The organism is Streptomyces sp. L2 (genome assembly GCF_004124325.1).
GTDB lineage: Bacteria > Actinomycetota > Actinomycetes > Streptomycetales > Streptomycetaceae > Streptomyces.
The window spans coordinates 7,547,349-7,564,082 of sequence record NZ_QBDT01000001.1; the positions used below are offsets into that span (position 1 = coordinate 7,547,349).

14 protein-coding genes are annotated in these 16,734 nt (G+C 73.7%); 4 read left to right on the plus strand and 10 right to left on the minus strand.

Translation table 11 applies throughout. The features are described from left to right. Positions 1–21: 21 nt before the first annotated feature. Genes DBP14_RS33785 through DBP14_RS33795 form a run of 3 tightly spaced genes read right to left on the minus strand, consistent with a single transcriptional unit; the run spans position 22 to position 3,255 of the window. On the minus strand, positions 22–1,110 hold the full coding sequence (locus DBP14_RS33785; protein ID WP_129311428.1) for a hydrogenase expression protein HypE: 1,089 nt from the start codon (positions 1,108–1,110) through the stop codon (positions 22–24). Continuing rightward, complete coding sequence (locus DBP14_RS33790; protein ID WP_129311429.1) at positions 1,107–1,652, minus strand: hemerythrin domain-containing protein; 546 nt, start codon at positions 1,650–1,652, stop codon at positions 1,107–1,109. The genes DBP14_RS33785 and DBP14_RS33790 overlap by 4 nt, the downstream gene beginning before the upstream one ends. Next, positions 1,639–3,255: a hypothetical protein gene (locus tag DBP14_RS33795; RefSeq protein ID WP_241741110.1), complete on the minus strand. Its 1,617-nt coding sequence runs from the start codon at positions 3,253–3,255 to the stop codon at positions 1,639–1,641. Before DBP14_RS33795 ends, DBP14_RS33790 begins: the two co-directional genes overlap by 14 nt. A gap of 172 nt (positions 3,256–3,427) precedes the next feature. On the opposite strand from DBP14_RS33795, the gene DBP14_RS33800 reads away from it, so the two are divergent. Next, positions 3,428–4,102, plus strand: a complete 675-nt coding sequence (locus DBP14_RS33800; protein WP_129311430.1) for an ankyrin repeat domain-containing protein — start codon at positions 3,428–3,430, stop codon at positions 4,100–4,102. A gap of 34 nt (positions 4,103–4,136) precedes the next feature. Here DBP14_RS33800 and DBP14_RS33805 read toward each other — a convergent pair whose 3' ends face one another. Then, positions 4,137–5,624 (minus strand): glutamate-cysteine ligase family protein, encoded by a 1,488-nt coding sequence (locus DBP14_RS33805; RefSeq protein ID WP_129311431.1) that lies wholly within the window; start codon positions 5,622–5,624, stop codon positions 4,137–4,139. A gap of 110 nt (positions 5,625–5,734) precedes the next feature. Then, positions 5,735–7,801: a SpoIIE family protein phosphatase gene (locus DBP14_RS33810; protein ID WP_129311432.1), complete on the minus strand. Its 2,067-nt coding sequence runs from the start codon at positions 7,799–7,801 to the stop codon at positions 5,735–5,737. Positions 7,802–7,984: 183 nt separating this feature from the next. On the opposite strand from DBP14_RS33810, the gene DBP14_RS33815 reads away from it, so the two are divergent. Next, positions 7,985–10,447, plus strand: a complete 2,463-nt coding sequence (locus tag DBP14_RS33815) for a SpoIIE family protein phosphatase (protein ID WP_129311433.1) — start codon at positions 7,985–7,987, stop codon at positions 10,445–10,447. A gap of 23 nt (positions 10,448–10,470) precedes the next feature. Here DBP14_RS33815 and DBP14_RS33820 read toward each other — a convergent pair whose 3' ends face one another. Next, a complete protein-coding gene (locus tag DBP14_RS33820; RefSeq protein WP_241741111.1) occupies positions 10,471–11,346 on the minus strand; it encodes a ribonuclease BN in 876 nt (291 codons plus the stop codon). A gap of 168 nt (positions 11,347–11,514) precedes the next feature. Further along, positions 11,515–11,943, minus strand: coding sequence for an SPW repeat protein (locus DBP14_RS33825; protein WP_241741112.1), 429 nt, complete (start codon positions 11,941–11,943; stop codon positions 11,515–11,517). 256 nt (positions 11,944–12,199) lie between these two features. Between DBP14_RS33825 and DBP14_RS33830 the strand changes: the two genes are divergently transcribed. Then, entirely contained in the window at positions 12,200–13,276 is a 1,077-nt protein-coding gene (locus DBP14_RS33830; RefSeq protein WP_129312227.1) for a galactosyldiacylglycerol synthase, read from the plus strand. Positions 13,277–13,461: 185 nt separating this feature from the next. Here DBP14_RS33830 and DBP14_RS33835 read toward each other — a convergent pair whose 3' ends face one another. From DBP14_RS33835 to DBP14_RS33845, 3 genes are read right to left on the minus strand one after another with little or no spacing between them, the layout of a single operon-like run. Continuing rightward, entirely contained in the window at positions 13,462–14,265 is an 804-nt protein-coding gene (locus tag DBP14_RS33835) for a polysaccharide deacetylase family protein (protein WP_129311435.1), read from the minus strand. A gap of 22 nt (positions 14,266–14,287) precedes the next feature. Further along, positions 14,288–15,220, minus strand: coding sequence for a DMT family transporter (locus DBP14_RS33840; protein WP_129311436.1), 933 nt, complete (start codon positions 15,218–15,220; stop codon positions 14,288–14,290). Positions 15,221–15,226: 6 nt separating this feature from the next. Then, positions 15,227–16,087 (minus strand): SDR family NAD(P)-dependent oxidoreductase, encoded by an 861-nt coding sequence (locus DBP14_RS33845; RefSeq protein WP_129311437.1) that lies wholly within the window; start codon positions 16,085–16,087, stop codon positions 15,227–15,229. A 277-nt stretch (positions 16,088–16,364) separates the two neighbouring features. On the opposite strand from DBP14_RS33845, the gene DBP14_RS33850 reads away from it, so the two are divergent. Continuing rightward, positions 16,365–16,721, plus strand: a complete 357-nt coding sequence (locus DBP14_RS33850; protein ID WP_129311438.1) for a PRC-barrel domain-containing protein — start codon at positions 16,365–16,367, stop codon at positions 16,719–16,721. The last annotated feature ends 13 nt before the right edge of the window (positions 16,722–16,734 follow it).

The window sequence follows — 16,734 nt, forward strand, 5'->3', positions numbered from 1 at the left end:
GGGGGAAGGGGACCTACGGGGTCAGGCGCGCCAGCGCGGGTCGTAACCGCTGGTCAGCTCGCGCTTGTTGTGACGCCACTTGGGCTCGTGGTTGACCATGACGTTGGTGATGCCGCGCAGCCGGCGCACGACGGCGCCGTACGGCTTGATCACCATCGACGACAGCGTTCCGCCGGGGGGTTCGTCCATGAACGGCATGAACGCGTCGGGGAAGCCGGGCATCGTGCACCCGATGCAGATGCCGCCGACGTTGGGGCAGCCGCCGATGCCGGCCATCCAGCCCCGCTTGGGCACGTTGCAGTTGACGACGGGACCCCAGCAGCCCGTCTTCACCAGGCACTTGGGGGAGGTGTAGTCCTCGGCGAAGTCGGCCTGCTCGTAGTACGCGGCCCGGTCGCAGCCTTCGTGCACGGTCTTCCCGAACAGCCACTGCGGGCGCAGCATGTGGTCCAGCGGCGGCGGGGGAGCGGCGCCGGCGGCGTGCTGGAGCACCCACACGAGCGTCTCCATGAAGTTCTCCGGCTGGATGGGGCAGCCGGGCACGTTGACGACGGGCAGCCCGGCCGTGGACTTGAAGTCCCAGCCCAGGTAGTCCGCGAGGCCCATGCAGCCGGTGGGGTTGCCGGCCATGGCGTGGATGCCGCCGTAGGTGGCGCAGGTGCCGGCGGCGACCACTGCCCACGCCTTCGGGGCGAGCTGGTCGATCCACCAGTTGAGGGTCTGCGGCTGACCGGTCTCCGGGTCGTTGCCGAACGAGGTCCAGTAGCCGTCGCCCTCGATGATGTTCTGGTTGGGGATCGAGCCCTCGATGACCAGGATGAACGGGCCCAGTTCACCGCGCGCCGCCGCCCGGTAGGGAGCGAGGAAGTCCTCGCCGCCCAGACTGGGGGAGAGCACCTTGTTGACCAGGTTGACCTTCGGCAGGCCCGGGATCAGACCGAGCACCACGTCCTCGATGGAGGGCTGGCCGGCGGCCGTCAGCGAGACGGTGTCGCCGTCGCAGCTCATGCCCTCGGAGATCCAGAGGATGTGGATCTCGTCGATGCCGTTGCGCTCCTCGGCCCGGCCGGGCTCGCCGCGGACTTCGGTGGTACCGCTCTGGGTCGTCATGTCGTCGGCCTTTGCTGCAGTCGGTCTCGGAGCCGGTCGTAGGCCGCGGCCAGCGGGGCCGCGAGGGTCAGGGCGGGCGGCGCGGTAGGGGCGTTGGGGTGCGGGCGGGTCGGCGCGGACTGCTTCGCCTTGCCGATCAGCTCGCCCAGCTCGTCCAGGTCCTGCTGCGGCACGGCCTCCCGCAGCCGGGGCATCAGGACGCCCTCCTCCTCCCGGATGTGCTCCTCGACGTCGCGGCGCAGCGAGGCGACCAGGTCGTCGGTGCGCCGGTCGCCCTCGTCCAGCTTGTCGAGGGCGAGGAGCGTCTTCTTCACCGCCATGTGCTCGTCCAGGTGCTCGTCGATCTCCTGCTCACCGTCCGGGAGCACCTTCCTGGCCAGCGGGTAGACGAGCATCTCCTCCAGTGCCGCGTGCTGGGACAGCTCGCGCACCAGCAGTTCGACCACGCCGCGCCGCTGCCGGTCGGACGCGGCGGAGTCGTAGTCGCGGAACACCTGCTCGACCATCCGGTGGTCGTGCTTGAGCACCTCAAGGGCGTCCATCGAACCGTCCCTCCTCCGGCCCGTCGGCCGGACGCAGTGGCCGCGGGGACTGCGGCCGGGATGGGTGGACGGGGTCCGCCGGGCGGGGCGCGTCCGCGCGTCCAAGCGGTTCGACCTCGTCGGGCCGGAAGTAGTGGAAACGGCCGTACCAGCCGTGCAGTTCGGCGGCCGGGTCGTCGTCGACGGTCACCGCGAGGTGCACGCTGCAGTCCACGTTGTGGAGGACGGCGGCGACGTGCGCGTTCCGTCCGGCGAGGAACATGTCCTGGGCGTCGGCGCCCCGGCCGCGCGGCCGCAGCCGCACCGGGCTGCCCTTGCCGAGGGGCACGCCGTCGACGAGGACCGTGTCGGTGGTGGGGGAGAGGCCGTCGTCGCCCCCCTCCTGCCACCAGGCGGGCCGCCCTGCGGGCGCGCCCGCCTCCGGCGCCGGAGCCTGCTGGGCCGGACCCGCCGGGGTCAGCGAGCGAATCGCGCCGTGCAGCTTGGCGAAGACCTCCTGCGGCATGGAGTCCACCCGGTCGAGGATCTGCGCGGCCCGCGGGTCGGTCGCCCGCGCCTCGGCCTTCTCCTCGTCGGTGAGCAGCATCGTGCGCAGCGTCAGGATCTCGTCGATCTCCCCCGCGTCGTGCAGGTCCCCCGGGCTCTCCGGTGCCACCCGCGGATGGTCCGGCAGGATGATCGGCGCGGAGAGCATGACGCTCCCCGTCGCGCCCGAGCCCGAGCCCGAGCCCGTGTCCGTGTCCGCGGGCGGGGCCTCGCCGCCGAGGACGGGAAACGTGAACGCGTTGCGGCAGCCCCGTACCTGCTCCCGGAGCCCGTCGGGCGGATCGATCAGCGAGACGAACTCCACGCCGTCACCGCCGAGCAGGGTGTGCGCGGCGATCAGCGCCTGCCGCAGCGCGTCGCCCCGGACCGCCCGCACGTCGAAGGCGCCTGCCGTGTTCTCGGTGCGCACCCGCAGCCGGTACAGCTCCTCGCCGAGCGGCTCGGCCTCGACGGTCGTACGCGCCCGGACCTCCGGCCGCCGCCGCACCACGCGACCGGCACCGCCCGCCAGAGCCTCCGTCTCCTCCCCGGCCGGCGCGCCGACGTCGGCGGCGCACGGGCCGCGCAGCAGGTCCGCGACCGGCCAGGCGAGGTCCACCTCGCGGGGCACCGCCTCGTCGAACGTCAGATGCGCTGTTCCCGCAGCGTCCCGCAACGACTCCACGGCCCGGTGGCCGCCGTCCGCCTCCGCCGCCTCCACCTGCTTGTGCTGCATCTGCAGGTACCGCACCCGCACCCGTACGGCCGCGTCCGCCCGCCGCACCCGCACCAGGCACTCGGTGCGCTGGTACCAGGAGTCCGCCGAGCCGGAGACACCCGGGACGACGGACCCGTCGGCCTCCACCCAGTCCCGGGGCAGCAGCACCCCGAACTGCCAGCGGACCCGGTTCTTCGCCGAGGAACGGCGGTACGGGTAGAGGAGGTAGCCCTCGTACAGCACGGCGTCGGCGACCGCGCCCAGCTGCTCCAGGCCGCCCGCGGCCGGCCCGTCCGAGGGCTCCGCCCGCTCCGCCACGGCGGCACAGACCGTGCCACGCCCGCCGGCCCTGTCCGACATCCCGCCTCCTCGCTCACCGGTGCACCCGCCATGCCTTCCACCACGGTCACACCGCCCACACGCCCACGCCCGCCGGACGGACCGGCATTGGGCCGCTCAGGCGACGGCCGGTGACGTTCGCCCAGCTCAGCGAAGGGACGTGAGGCCGCCGGGCTGCCCTACACTCGGCCGGATGGACGACGAGCGCACAGCGGAATGGGACGGCATCACCCTTCGGTCGACGCTCCTGCCGGAGGGCGTGGCCCTGCGGGACCGCCTGGCCGACGCCGCCCGCGACGGCCGCTGGCACACCGTCTTCGAGATCCTCGACGAGGCCCCGTCCCTCGCCAACTCCACGCGCCTCGGCGGCAGCAGCGGCTACACACCCCTGCACCAGGCCGCCTGGTACGGCACCAGCCCCGAGACCACCCGGCGGCTCCTGGCATACAGCGCCTTCCGCACGCTGCGCACCCGCGAAGGCGCCCGCGCCGTGGACATCGCCGCCGAACGGGGCCACGACCACCTGACCGGCCTGCTGCGGCCCGAGATCCGGCACCCCCTGCCACCGGAGGTGCGCGCGGCACTGCGACGGAACCTGCACCGCCTGATCCACCACCGCACGGGTGACGGCAACCGTCCCGACCTGGCCACCCGCGAGGAACTGCGCCTGCCCGACGCCGAGATCCTCACCGAACTCGCCCGCCCCGTCTGCTGGTTCCCCGTCCCGGGCATGTACGGCGGCTTCCGGATCGAGCTGACCGGCGGCGAACTCACCGTGGACAGCTGGGTCCGCGTCGTCGAGGGCTCCGAGCGCACGGACCGGGTCACGGCCTGCGGGGTGCACCTCCAGGAGGGCGGCCTGCTCTGACACCGGCCCCCTCCGACACCGCTTTCCCCGGCCGCTACGGACTCAGCTCCACCGGCCAGGTGTGCACCGGCGCGTTGAGGTGCATGTAGTCGATGTACAGCTGGGTCATGCGCCGCAGGGACTCGTGCCGGCCGGCCCGGTTGGACGCGTCCAGGTGCTGGAACATCTCCTTCTGCCAGACGGCACCGTTGCGGCCCACGACGCAGCGCTGCTCGATGATGCCGAGCAGCGGCTCCCGCCAGGCCGCGTCCATGCCGGACAGCTCCAGTCCCCGGTGCGCCAGCGGCAGCAGGCGCCTGAGCACGAGTTCGGGCACCGGGACCTCACCCATCCCCGGCCAGTACAGCCGCGCCTCGATGCCGTGCCGGGCCGCCGTGTGCAGATTGTCCTCGGCCGCCGAGAACGACATCCGCGACCACACCGGCCGCTCCTCCTCCACCAGGGCGCGCGTCAGGCCGTAGTAGAACGCGCCGTTGGCGAGCGTGTCCGCGACCGTCGGGCCGGCCGGCAGCACCCGGTTCTCCACCCGGACGTGCGGCCGGTCGTGGTCGACCGCGTACACCGGCCGGTTCCAGCGGTAGATCGTGCCGTTGTGCAGGGTCAGCTCGGCCAGTTCGGGCACATCGCCCCGGTCCAGGGTCTCGGCGGGGTCCTGCTCGTCGCACAGCGGCAGCAGGGCCGGGAAGAAGCGCAGGTTCTCCTCGAACAGGTCGAAGACGCTGTTGATCCAGCGCTCACCGAACCACACCCGGGGCCGTACCCCCTGCACCTTGATCTCCTCCGGGCGGGTGTCCGTGGCCTGCTCGAACAGCGGGATACGCGTCTCGTGCCACAGCTCCTTGCCGAACAGGAACGGCGAGTTGGCCGACAGCCCGACCTGCACGCCCGCGATGGCCTGCGCCGCGTTCCAGTAGTCGGCGAACTCCTCCGGGGACACCTGGAGATGGAACTGCGTACTGGTGCACGCCGCCTCCGGGGTGATCGTGTCGGCGTAGGTCCGCAGCCGGTCCACGCCGTCCACCTCGATCCGCAGGTCCTCACCCCGGGCCGCGAAGATCTGGTCGTTGAGGAGCTGGTAGCGCGGGTTCTCCGACAGCGCTCCCTCCCCGACGTCCTCCTGCCGCAGGGTGGGCAGGATCCCGACCATGATCAGATGGGTGCCGACCGACCGGGCCCGCTGCTCCGCGTGGTTCAGGGCCGCCCGGATCTCCGACTCCCAGGCGTCGGGCCCGCCCGCCGTGAGCCGGCGCGGCGGCACGTTGATCTCCAGGTTGAACCGGCCCAGCTCCGTCGACCACGCCGGATCCGCGATCGCCTCCAGGACGTCGCTGTTGCGCATCGCCGGCTCGGCCGCGTCGTTGACCAGGTTCAGCTCGATCTCCAGGCCCACCTGCGGCCGTTCGGACTCGAACCGCGCGTCGCGCAGCATCTGCGCGAACGCCTCCAGGCACTCCTGCATCTTGATCCGGTACCGGCGGCGGTCCTCGCGGGTGAAGACGAGCGCCGGGACGTCACGTCCCATCGGCCCTCCCGGGTTGCCCTCCTCGGACACCTCTGCATTCCCCAGGTTCCCACTCCCGGCCCACCCGCACCACGCGTGGCCGATCAGACCCCGGCGCCCTCGTACGATCCCTACAGCGCACGGGCGACGAGCAGTGCCACGTCGTCGTGGTCGTCCGGGTGCCGCAGCCCGTACAGGAGCAGGTCGCAGGTCTCCTCCAGGGGACGGCCCGGCTCGTCCAGGAAGCCGAGCAGGGCGTTCAGCCGGTCGTCGATCGCGTGCTGCCGCGTCTCCACCAGACCGTCGGTGTAGAGGACCAGCACGTCACCGGGGCGCAGCTCGACCGTCGTCGTCTCGAACGGGACGCCACCGACGCCGAGCGGCGCCGCCGGTGGCAGGTCCAGCAGGACGGGGTTCTGCCCGGGCCGCGCGAGGGCGGGCGGCATGTGCCCCGCGTTGGCGACGGTGCAGCACCGCGTCGCCGGGTCGAACACCGCGTACAGGCAGGTGACGATGTAGTGCTCCAGATCGCAGGTGATCTTGTCCAGGTGCTGGAGCACCGCCCCGGGGTCGAGATCGAGGTCGGCGTAGGCGCAGGTGGCGGTCCGCAGCCGGCCCATGGTGGCGGCGGCGTCGATGCCGTTGCCCATGACGTCCCCCACCACCAGGGCCGTCTTGTCCCCCTCCAGCGGGATGACGTCGTACCAGTCGCCGCCGACCTCGCTGGTGGCCTGCGCCGGCTGGTAGCGGGAGGCCAGCTCCAGGCCCGTGTGGTGCGGCGAGTGGTCGGGGAGCAGACTGCGCTGCAGGGTGAGCGCGGTGTTGCGCACGCTCTGGAACCAGCGGGCGTTGTCGATGGCCACGGCGGCCCGGCTGGCCAGCTCACCGGCCAGTACGACGTCGTCCTCGTCGAACGGCACGGGGTTCTCGGTGCGCTTGAGATCGAGGGCACCGAGCACCTCGCCGTGCGCGATCAGCGGCACCGCGAGGTACGAGTGCACGCCCGCGCGGGCCAGCAGTTCGCCGCCCTTCTCGTCGCGGGCGATGCGCGGCAGGTCGGCGGCGCCCACGTGCGGCACGAGGACCGGCCGCCCGGTGTGCACGCACAGGGTGACCAGGCGGTCGCCGTCATAGGCGGCGAGATCGCCCGGCGGGTCCGCCGCCCGCAGCGCCACGGTCGGATGGGAGGCCTTCAGGGCCAGCGCGCGGAACAGCTCCGGACCGTTGTCGGGTCTGCGCATCCGCCGGCAGGCCAGGGCGGAGTCGAGCACGTCCACGGCGACCACGTCCGCGAGCACCGGAGTGGCGATCTCGGCGAGTTCGTGGGCCGTCCGCTCCACCTCCAGGGTGGTGCCGACCCGCGTGGAGGCGTCGGCGATCAGCGCCAGCCGGCGCCGCGCCCGGTCGGCCTCGCTGGCCGCCCGGTGCCGCTCGGTGACGTCGACGACCGACGCAGCCGCGCCCAGCACGCGTCCGCTGGGATCCTCCAGCCGGTAGAACGACAGCGACCAGGCGTGCTCGTGCTCGGGGTCCGAGGGCGGGCGGCCCACGTGGTACTGGTCGAGCAGCGGCGTGCCCGTGGTGAGCACCTGCCGCAGAGCGGACTCCACGGTGTCGACGTCGAAGAACGGCAGTGTCTCCCGCAGCGGGCGGCCGATGTGGTCCCCGGCCGGGATGCCGTCGATCCGCTCCAGCGCCGGATTGACCAGGAGGTAGCGAAGCTCGGGGTCGAACAGGGCCAGCCCGATCGGGGACTGGTTGATCAGCCGCTCGCACAGCGCCAGGTCGGTCTCGACCCGCTGGAGCAGGGTGTGATCGGCCGCGATGCCCAGCGCGTAGGTGTCGCCCAGATCGTCCAGCAGCCGCATGGTGCGGAACTCCGTCAGCCGGCTGGTGCCGTCCTTGTGCCGCACGGGGAAGGCGCCGGCCCAGCCGCGGCCCGTCTGCAGCACCTCCGTGAACAGGCCCACGGCCGCCTGGAGGTGCTCGGGCCGGGTCAGCAGCCGTCCCGCGGGTGTCCCCAGCGCCTCCTCGGACGTGTAGCCGAACAGCTCCTCGGCCTGCGGGGTCCAGAAGACGATCCGGCCGTCCGCGTCCACGGCCACCGCGGCCACGCTCAGCATGTCCAGCAGGCCGGTCGGCCGCGGCTGCTCGGCGCGGTGCTCGTCGTCGCCGGCCCGGTAGGAATCCACAGCCATCCCAGTTCCACCTCCACCGGCCGGCCGGACGAGTGCCCAGGAACCGCACCTTCCATGCTGCCCCCACCACCGCACACGCGCTGCCTGCGCCGCCCCACCGCCCGCCCCGCTCATCCCCGCCGCCGGGCCCGTGCGGATCCGGCGCACTGGCAGCACCATGGGGGTGTAGAGGATGGAACCCCGATGGAATCTGCGCGACAGGGCATCGACGCCTCCCCGGCGCCGGAGCCGCGTGACCTCTTCGACGCCTCCGGCGACGCGGCGGCCGTCATCCGGGCCGACGGCACCGTGCTCGCCTGGACCCGGGCCGCCGAAACCCTCCTCGGCCACCGCGCTCCCGACACCGTCGGCCGGCCCGCCGCACGCCTGCTGGCCGGGCGCGCGGACCCGGCCCGCGCCGCCGGCATCGCCGACCGGTGCCGCGCCGGCATGGGCTGGAGCGGCCGCGTCGCCGTCCGGCACCACGACGGCCGCAGAGTCGACCTCGACCTGCGGGTCTCGGCGTCCTTCCGGGTCGGCGACGACGAGTGCTTCCTGCTGTCGGCACACGAGCAGAGGCCGCAGTGGACCGTGGACCGGTCCGTCCTCGACGGCTTCCTCACCCGCTCACCGGTCGGCATGGCCGTCATGGACCCCGACCTGCGCTACGTCTGGCTGAACGACACCCTGGAACACTTCGGCGGAGTGCCCCGCGAGCAACGCCTCGGACGGCGGCTCAGCGAACTCCTCCCCGGACTGCAGGCGGACACCCTCGAAGGCCTCATGCGCAAGGTGCTCGCGACCGGGGTGCCGGTGACCGACTACGAGTACGTGGGCTGGAGCTGGGCCGACCCGCACCGCGAGCACGCCTACTCCACGTCCTTCTTCCCGCTCGTGGACACCGGTGACACCGTCACCGGGATCTGCTACATGGTCCTCGACGTCACCGAACGCTGGACCGCCCGCCGGCTGCTGACCCTCGTCAACGAGGCCGGCGCCAGCATCGGCCGGACCCTCGACGTACTGCGCACCGCCCAGGAACTCGCCGACTTCGCCGTCCCCCGCTTCGCCGACTTCGTCATCGTGGACCTCCTCGAACCGGTCCTCAGCACCGAGGGCCACGGCGCCTGGCTGACCGACGCCGGACCCGCAAACGCCCGGCCCGTGATGCGCCGCGCCGGACTGAGCTCCGTCCGCGAGGGCTGCCCCGAATCGGTCGCCCGGATCGGCGAGAAGGTCGACTTCCTGCCGCCGCCGCACGGCATGCACCTGATCCTGAAGGGCGAGCCGATCCTCATGCCCGTCCTCGACCCCGCCGACGACCAGTGGGTCGCCGCCCACCCCGAGCGCGCCGAGCGCATCCGCCGCTACGGCCTGCACTCCCTCATCTCCGTGCCCATGCGGGCCCGCAACACCGCACTGGGCCTCACCACGTTCGCCCGCTCCGTCAATGCCGTCCCCTTCGAGCCCGACGACGTCCTCCTCGCCCGCGAACTGGTCGCCCGGGCCGCCGTCTGCGTCGACAACGCCCGCCGCTACACCCGCGAGCACACGGCGGCGGTCACCCTGCAGCGCAGCCTGCTGCCGCACGCCCTGACCGGCGGCACCGCGCTGGAGGTGGCCTCCTCCTACCGGCCGGCGGAGGCGACCGGTGGCGTCGGCGGCGACTGGTTCGACGTGATCCCCCTGTCCGGCGCCCGCGTCGGCCTCGTCGTCGGCGACGTCGTCGGCCACGGCATCACCGCCGCGGCGAGCATGGGCCGGCTGCGTACGGCGGTGCAGACCCTCGCCGACATGGAGATGCCCCCCGACGAACTCCTCGCCCACCTCGACGACCTCGTGCTGCGGCTCGGCGACGAGGAGGCCGGGCGCCGGCCCGCCGACCGGAACACGGCCGGATTCGTGGGCGCCACCTGCCTGTACGCCGTCTACGACCCGGTCGCCCGGCGCTGCGCCATGGCCCGCGCCGGACACCCGCCCCCCGTCGTCGTCGCCCCCGACGGGCGCGCCCACTTCCCGCGGATACCCGCCGGGCCCCCGCTCGGACTGGGCGGCATGGCCTTCGAGGCCACCGAGTTCGAACTCGCCGAGAACAGCCTGCTCGGCCTCTACACCAACGGCCTCATCGACGGCACCGACCGCGACATGGAACAGGGCATGACCCGGCTCGCCGAGGTCCTCGCCACCACCGGAACCGACCTGGACAGCCTGTGCGCGTCCGCCGTGCAGCAACTGGTCCCCGGGCCCCAGCCCGACGACATCGCCCTCCTCCTGGCCCGCACCCGCGCCCTCCCGGCCGACCGGGTCGCCTCCTGGGACGTGCCCGCCGATCCCGCCGCCGTCGCCCGAATCCGGGCCGCCGCGACCCGCCAGGTCACCGACTGGGGCCTGGACGAGCTGGCGATGACGACGGAACTCGTCGTGAGCGAACTGGTCACCAACGCCATCCGCTACGCCGAACCGCCCATCCGGCTACGGCTGCTCCGCGACGCCCGGCTGACCTGCGAGGTCTCCGACGCGAGCAGTACCGCCCCGCGGCTGAGGCACGCCCGCAGCACCGACGAGGGCGGCCGCGGACTGTTCCTGGTGGCCCAGCTGGCCCTCCGCTGGGGGACGCGCTACACCCCCGACGGAAAGATCATCTGGGCCGAGCAGGAACTTGCCTGACCGGCGCCCCACCGCCCGGCCGCTCACTCGTCCCCGGTCGGCTCCTCACCCCCGGCACCCGCGGGCGGCTCCCCGTCCCCCGGACCCCCGGCCGGCTCCTCCGCCGTGGTGTGCCGCTGCCCCGGCATCCAGTGGTGCTCACAGAACCAGCGGCCGAACAGCGCACCCCCGTACACGACGAACCCCACCCCGATCAGCCACGACTCCACCACCAGCACGGTCCCGACCGCGCCGTAGCTCAGCGCGTTGGTCACGATCAGCGGGGTGAACACGAGTGAGGAGAACGCCCGCAGCCCACCCAGCCCGATCATGGTCGCCACCGCGCCCGGCAGCAGCGACCGCCAGCGGACCTGACCGCCCAGCAGGAAGTGCTGGCCCCACCAGAAGAACACCAGCCCGGTCGCCGAGGACAGCGCGATGCGCGCGAAGCCGTGCAGCGCCGTCCGGGTCTGCACCTCCTGGTACAGATAGGCCATCAGGGCGATCAGCCAGGTCGCCTGCCGCCAGATCCGGTGCCAGGGACCGGGCGGCAGCGCCCAGATCCGCTCGTAGCCGTTCTGCACGCTGCCGCCGAAGGACACGCCGAACACGGCGAGCAGGACACCACTCCACACGCTTGTCGTGCCGATGACGTTGTGCGGCGGACTGATCACGATGGTCAGAGCCCGGGCCGACTTCCCCGACAGACCCATGCCGTCGGCCAGCCACGAGGCGAAACCTCCCCGCACCAGCGGGTCCGCCGCCGCCACCACGATCAGCAGCGGGGCCAGGGTCACCAGGGCCAGCGTGGCGAACCCCATGGCCCGGTGCATGAGTTCGAGCTCCCGGCCGTGCCCGAACAGGGCGTGCACGCCGAGCCACTCCCACGCACGGTGCAGGCCACGCCGCCACTGCCTCACGGGCTCTCCTCCCGTGCTCGCCGCCGCCGCCACGCCCGCCCGCCGTCGCCGCGGACGATGGCCGACAGCAGCATTCTCCCCCGGCCGCGCGGATCGCGGCGGCCGAGGGCACACAGAAGGGCAGGCGCGCCACGGCGACCGCCGTGCGCGCGCCTGCCACCGTGCGGATCAGGAGCGGTGCTCGCGGCCACGTGCCGCCATGGCCATGGTCGCCAGCCCCAGCAGTACCGCGACGGCTCCCGTGATGGTGTTGCTGACGATCGTCCCCGTCGTCGCGGACGCGTGCTGCACCGCCCACGGGCTGATGATCGTCCACGCGCCGATCGCGGCGGCGACCCAGCCCACGCCGAACGTCCGCTCGTAGACAGAGCCGAAGCCCAGGGCCAGCACGGCCAGGGCGATACCGGTGACGAGGTTGCTGACGGCCAGCGGGTTGCCGTCGAAGCCCACCACCCATGGCGAGATCGCCATGTAGAGGCCGGTCAGCAGGCTCAGCCCCTCGGTCGCCTGCAGCGACGGCCGTGCGGACACCTGGGCGTAATGCGCACGCATGGACATCAGGTCCGGGTGGTCTTCGATACGCGGTTGCGTGGCCACGAGGGACACCTCCTTCCACTCGCTTCTCTGACTGCGTTGCGCCGTACAGGTATCCGGCTGGGCCATTCGATTCATGGCACTATGCAAAGATTCGGATGTGTCGCCCGCATGTCACCCGGAAACGCCCCCACGGACGGCCCGTTTGGCGCCCTGTGCCACCGGGGAACCGGAAGCCGTGCCTACATCAGCTGAGACGTCGTCCCCGGGCCGGACTCCGGCGAGCCGCCCCCGGCGCGTGCTGATCGTCAGCGCGAGCATGGGCGCCGGACACGACACCGTGGCCGCCGAACTCGCCCGCCGCGCCGAGGCCCACGGCCACCAGCCCCACGTGGCCGACGTCCTCACCCTCCTGCCCCACGGCATCGGGACCGGTCTGCGCCGCTTCTACCAGGCGTCCGTACGCCACTTCCCCTGGGTGTACGCCGGCCTGTACGGCGCGTTCCTGCGCGCCGGCGCCGGCGCCGGCCCCCGCCCCAGCGGCGTACCGCTCGCCCGCCTGGCCGGCGACCGGCTGACGGCGCTGGTGGACCGGCTGGGCGCCGACGTGGTGGTGTCCGTCTTCCACCTCGCCGCCCAGCTCACCGGCCATCTCCGGGCCCGGGGCGAACTGCGGGTGCCGAGCGCCGTGTTCCTGCTCGACTTCGCCGTACACCGGCAGTGGCTCCACCCGGGCAACGACCAGTACCTGTGCCTCACCGACCCGGCCGCCCACCAGGTACGGCGCTCCCTGTCCGTCCCCGTGGCGACCACCGGGCCGGTGACCGCGCCCGCCTTCCTCCGCCCGGCCGCGGACGCCGCCGGGTGGCGGGCCCGCTTCACCGCCCGGGCACCCGGCCGCCCCCCGGTACTGCTCTCCGCCGGCGCCTGGGGAGCGGCGTCCCGACCGGCCGCCACCGCCGGGCTGCTGGCCGGCGCCGGGTATCTGCCCGTGGTGCTGTGCGGCCGCAACGAACGGCTCCTCGCCGAGGCGTCCCGGATGCCCGGCGCCCTCGCCCTGGACTGGGTCGACGACATGCCCGGCCTGATGGGCGCCTCGTACGCCCTCGTCGACAACGCCGCCGGGCAGACCGCCGTCCAGGCCCTCGCCGCCGGCCTGCCCGTGATCGGCTACCGCCCGCTGCCCGGCCACGGCGTGGAGGGCGTACGGCAGATGGCCGGCCTCGGGGTCTCCGAACTCGCCGCGGACGGCCCCGCGCTGCTCCGCGACCTCGGCGCACTCACCGAGTCGGGCACCACCCGCGCCACCCGAACGGCCCGCGGCCGGGCCCTCTTCAGGAGCGACCCGATGGACCACGTCACCCGCCTCGCCGAGCCGGCGGGGAGCGACACCTGAATCCGGTGAGCAGCGCTGACCGCGCCGGGCCGACGGGCTTCACACCGACCGCTTCCGGCTGACGGTCGCCACTGTTACCGGCCGACCCCGCGGTCACCGCCCGGCTGACGGGTGTCACGGTCACCGGTCACCTTCGCGGACCTCGCGCCCCGCGAACAGCGGTCACCGTGCCCAGTTCGCGAGGCTCACCGTGACCTGGCGCCCTCGTGCTCCCGGGCCGGGGGAGCCGGCCGGTGCGGGTCCGGTGCTGGCCCCCAGTCCGGGCCGTGCTCGCGCAGGGGGCCGATCGTCAGACCCGCCTCCCGGCAGCGGTCCACCAGGCCCGGAAGCGCGCCGAGCGCGGAGCGCCAGCAGCCCGGGGCCGCGAGCCGGTCGGAGTCGTGCAGCAGGACGGTCCCGCCACCGCGCAGGTCGGCCGCGACGAGCGCCCGTACGGACTCCGGGGTCGCCTCCGCCGTCCAGTCCCGGCCCCAGGCGGACCACAGCACGGTCCGCAGCCCGGCCCGCCGGGCGGCCAGCCAGCGGCCGGACGTGAGGATCCCGTACGGCGGCCGGTACCAGCACGGCCGCTGCCCGGTGACGCCGTACAGCGTGCCGGCCGTCCGGGCCACCCCGGCGATGTCACGGGCGGGGGAGGGCCACCAGGGCCGCTCGTGGGTCCAGCCGTGCACCGCGAGTTCGTGGCCCCGCCGCACCGTCTCCACCGCCAGCGCCGGATGGCGGGCCACGTTCTCGCCGAGGACGAAGAAGGTCGCCCGCACCCCGAGCGCGTCCAGCGCGTCCAGGAAACGCGGCGTCGAGGCCGGGTCCGGCCCGTCGTCGAAGGTCAGCGCGATGTGCCGGCGGTGGCCGGTGCCGGACAGCCCCGGGAACAGCAGCCGCCGTACGCTCGGCAGCCAGGTGGCCGCCGGGCCGATGTGCGCGCCCGCGACGGCCGGCGGCAGCAGCAGGGCCGCGGCCCGCCACGCCCGTCGGGAACCCGGAGCCATCGGGGACCGCCTCCTCACCGGTTCAGTGTCCGCGGGGCGTCGGCACGTGCGCCCCGCCCTCGTCCTCGTCCTGCCGGCGACCGCCCGGCTCCGTGTCCCAGCCGCCCTTGACGGACGGGGCGTTCGCCAGCCCGATGCTGCCCGCCCCGATCAGCGCGATGCCGATCAGTTCGGGCAGCACCCGCAGCCCGAGGTCGATGGCCTCCGAGAACAGCGCCCAGCCCAGCGCCACGCTGGTGATGGCGTCGCCGAGGGTGAGCGTGGGCTGCGAGGCGGCCAGCGACCCGGCGCGGAACGCGGCCTGCAGCAGCAGGAAGGCGACGAACCCGGCGCCCGCCGTCGCGTAGGGCGACCAGTGCGTCAGCATGACCGGGAGCCCGTGTTCGAGCATCCCGACGGCCTCCTTCAGCAGGGCGGCCGTGGTGGCGAAGGACACGGCGGACGCCAGGCCCAGCAGGGCCGCCCGCGAGGTGCCCCGTGTCGGACGCGCGATCAGCACCAGCAGCGCCACGACGCAGAACATGACCACGCCCACCACGAGCCAGGCCCCGGGCGAGGCCGTCGAACGGCCGGGCTGCGGGGACGCCGACAGCAGGAAGACCGCCAGCCCCACCGCGAGCGCGGCGAACGCGAGCCAGGTCCGCCGGTCAGGAGGACGGCGGAACACGAAACTGCCCACGACCAGGGTGAACAGCAACTCGGCGGCCAGCAGCGGCTGGACCAGCGACAGGCTGCCCACGGCCAGCGCCCAGGCCTGCAGCACGCTGGACAGCACCAGCAGACCCGTCCCGGCCAGCCAGTGCGGCCGCCGCAGCAGGTGTCCGAGCCGCCGCACGGCGCTCTCCACCCCGGTGTGGTCGTCCGACTCCTCCACGGCGGCCTGCCGCTGCAGCACCGAGGCCGAGGCGTTGGAGAGGGCCGCGAACAGGGCGAGCACCACCGTGAGGGCCGTCATGCCACCTCACCCGAAGTGGGCGGCGAGCCGCCGGTAGAGCCCCGGCGTCGTGCCCCGTACCCGGATGGGAAGACGCAGCCAGCCGGGGACGTACACCTCGTCCTTGCCGCGCCGTACGGCGGTCCAGACGGCGTCCGCGACCCGTTCGGCCGGCACGGGCCTGGGCCGTGACCGCTGGTAGGGGGCGCCGCGCCGGTCGAAGAACGGGGTGTCGACCACGCCGGGCACGACGAGGCTGACCCCCACACCGCTGCCGCGCAGCTCGTACCTCAGGGCGTCCGCGAACGCGGCCAGAGCGGCCTTCGCGGCCGAGTAGACGGCCTCCCCGCGCACACCCACGCTGCCCGCGAGGGATCCGATGAGCACCACGCGTCCCGATCCGGCCGCGACCATGTGCGGCAGCACGGTGCGCACGAGGTGCACCGTGGACAGCAGGTCGACGTTGACGACCTCCTCGATCGACGCGTGCGGCATCCCCACGAAGTCGCCGGCCCAGCCGACCCCGGCGCCGGCCACCAGCAGATCGACGGCCCCCACCTCGCCGAGCACGTGCTCGGTCAGCCGGCGGTCGGCGCCGGGCCGGGTCAGATCCGCCGCGAAGGCCGTCGCCGACACCTGACCCGCCACTTGCTCCAGCCGGGTGACGTCCCGCCCGTTGAGCACCAGCCGCCAGCCTCCCTCGGCCGCGAGCCGGCGGGCGACGGCGGCGCCGATGCCCGAGGAGGCGCCCGTCACCAGGGCCGTACCGCCACGCACGCCCCGCCCGCCCCGGCCGGCGGCCGGCCGACGGGCGGAGCCCACCGCCGGAGCGACGGGTCTGACCGGCGTGACACGGCTGTGGCCTGCGGGGGAAGGGGCATGGGACATGGCGACCGACCTTCACAGCGACGGCGTACGCGGACGCGGGGACCCGGCTCCGACCGTTCGTGAGATCCGGGGCCCGGCCTTCGCGGGGTATCCCGGCCGCCACGTGACGAAACACCGGCGGGCCGGGAACCCTGATCCGATCCTGCCGGGCGACGCGGGCACGGGCACCCGGGAGTCACCCGCCCCGCGCACCCCCGGCCCCCGCGAACGAGCTGCGACAGGTGTGGCAAGACGGGGTAGGAGAAGAGGTGCATCCGTTACGAGAGGAAGGCCAGGAATGTTCGAGGCCGACAACATCCGGGAGTGGCGCGGTCATGACGTGGTGGACGCGGACCGCCGCAAGATCGGCACGCTGGAGTCCGTCTACGTCGACACCCTCACCGACGTGCCCGCCTTCGCGACGGTGACCGTCGGCCTGCCCACTCGGCGCCGACTGGTGTTCGTACCGCTGGACCAGGCGCGGGTCGGGCCCGGGTACCTGAGGGTGCGCTACAGCAGGAGCGTGGTCAAGGACGCCCCGGCGATCGACCCGGACGGCGAACTCCCCGCGGAGGACGAGTCCGCGGTCTTCGCCCACTACGACCTTCCCTACGAGCAGGGCGCCCGCGGGGAACGCCGCCTCGGGCGGCGCTGACCGATCGGAGAGA

Bases quoted from the DNA above. Each gene is read 5' to 3' on its own strand.
- DBP14_RS33785 (WP_129311428.1), bottom strand. From the start codon at position 1,110: ATGACGACCCAGAGCGGTACCACCGAAGTCCGCGGCGAGCCCGGCCGG.
- DBP14_RS33790 (WP_129311429.1), bottom strand. From the start codon at position 1,652: ATGGACGCCCTTGAGGTGCTCAAGCACGACCACCGGATGGTCGAGCAG.
- DBP14_RS33795 (WP_241741110.1), bottom strand. From the start codon at position 3,255: ATGTCGGACAGGGCCGGCGGGCGTGGCACGGTCTGTGCCGCCGTGGCG.
- DBP14_RS33800 (WP_129311430.1), top strand. From the start codon at position 3,428: ATGGACGACGAGCGCACAGCGGAATGGGACGGCATCACCCTTCGGTCG.
- DBP14_RS33805 (WP_129311431.1), bottom strand. From the start codon at position 5,624: ATGGGACGTGACGTCCCGGCGCTCGTCTTCACCCGCGAGGACCGCCGC.
- DBP14_RS33810 (WP_129311432.1), bottom strand. From the start codon at position 7,801: ATGGCTGTGGATTCCTACCGGGCCGGCGACGACGAGCACCGCGCCGAG.
- DBP14_RS33815 (WP_129311433.1), top strand. From the start codon at position 7,985: ATGGAATCTGCGCGACAGGGCATCGACGCCTCCCCGGCGCCGGAGCCG.
- DBP14_RS33830 (WP_129312227.1), top strand. From the start codon at position 12,200: ATGGGCGCCGGACACGACACCGTGGCCGCCGAACTCGCCCGCCGCGCC.
- DBP14_RS33835 (WP_129311435.1), bottom strand. From the start codon at position 14,265: ATGGCTCCGGGTTCCCGACGGGCGTGGCGGGCCGCGGCCCTGCTGCTG.
- DBP14_RS33840 (WP_129311436.1), bottom strand. From the start codon at position 15,220: ATGACGGCCCTCACGGTGGTGCTCGCCCTGTTCGCGGCCCTCTCCAAC.
- DBP14_RS33845 (WP_129311437.1), bottom strand. From the start codon at position 16,087: ATGTCCCATGCCCCTTCCCCCGCAGGCCACAGCCGTGTCACGCCGGTC.
- DBP14_RS33850 (WP_129311438.1), top strand. From the start codon at position 16,365: ATGTTCGAGGCCGACAACATCCGGGAGTGGCGCGGTCATGACGTGGTG.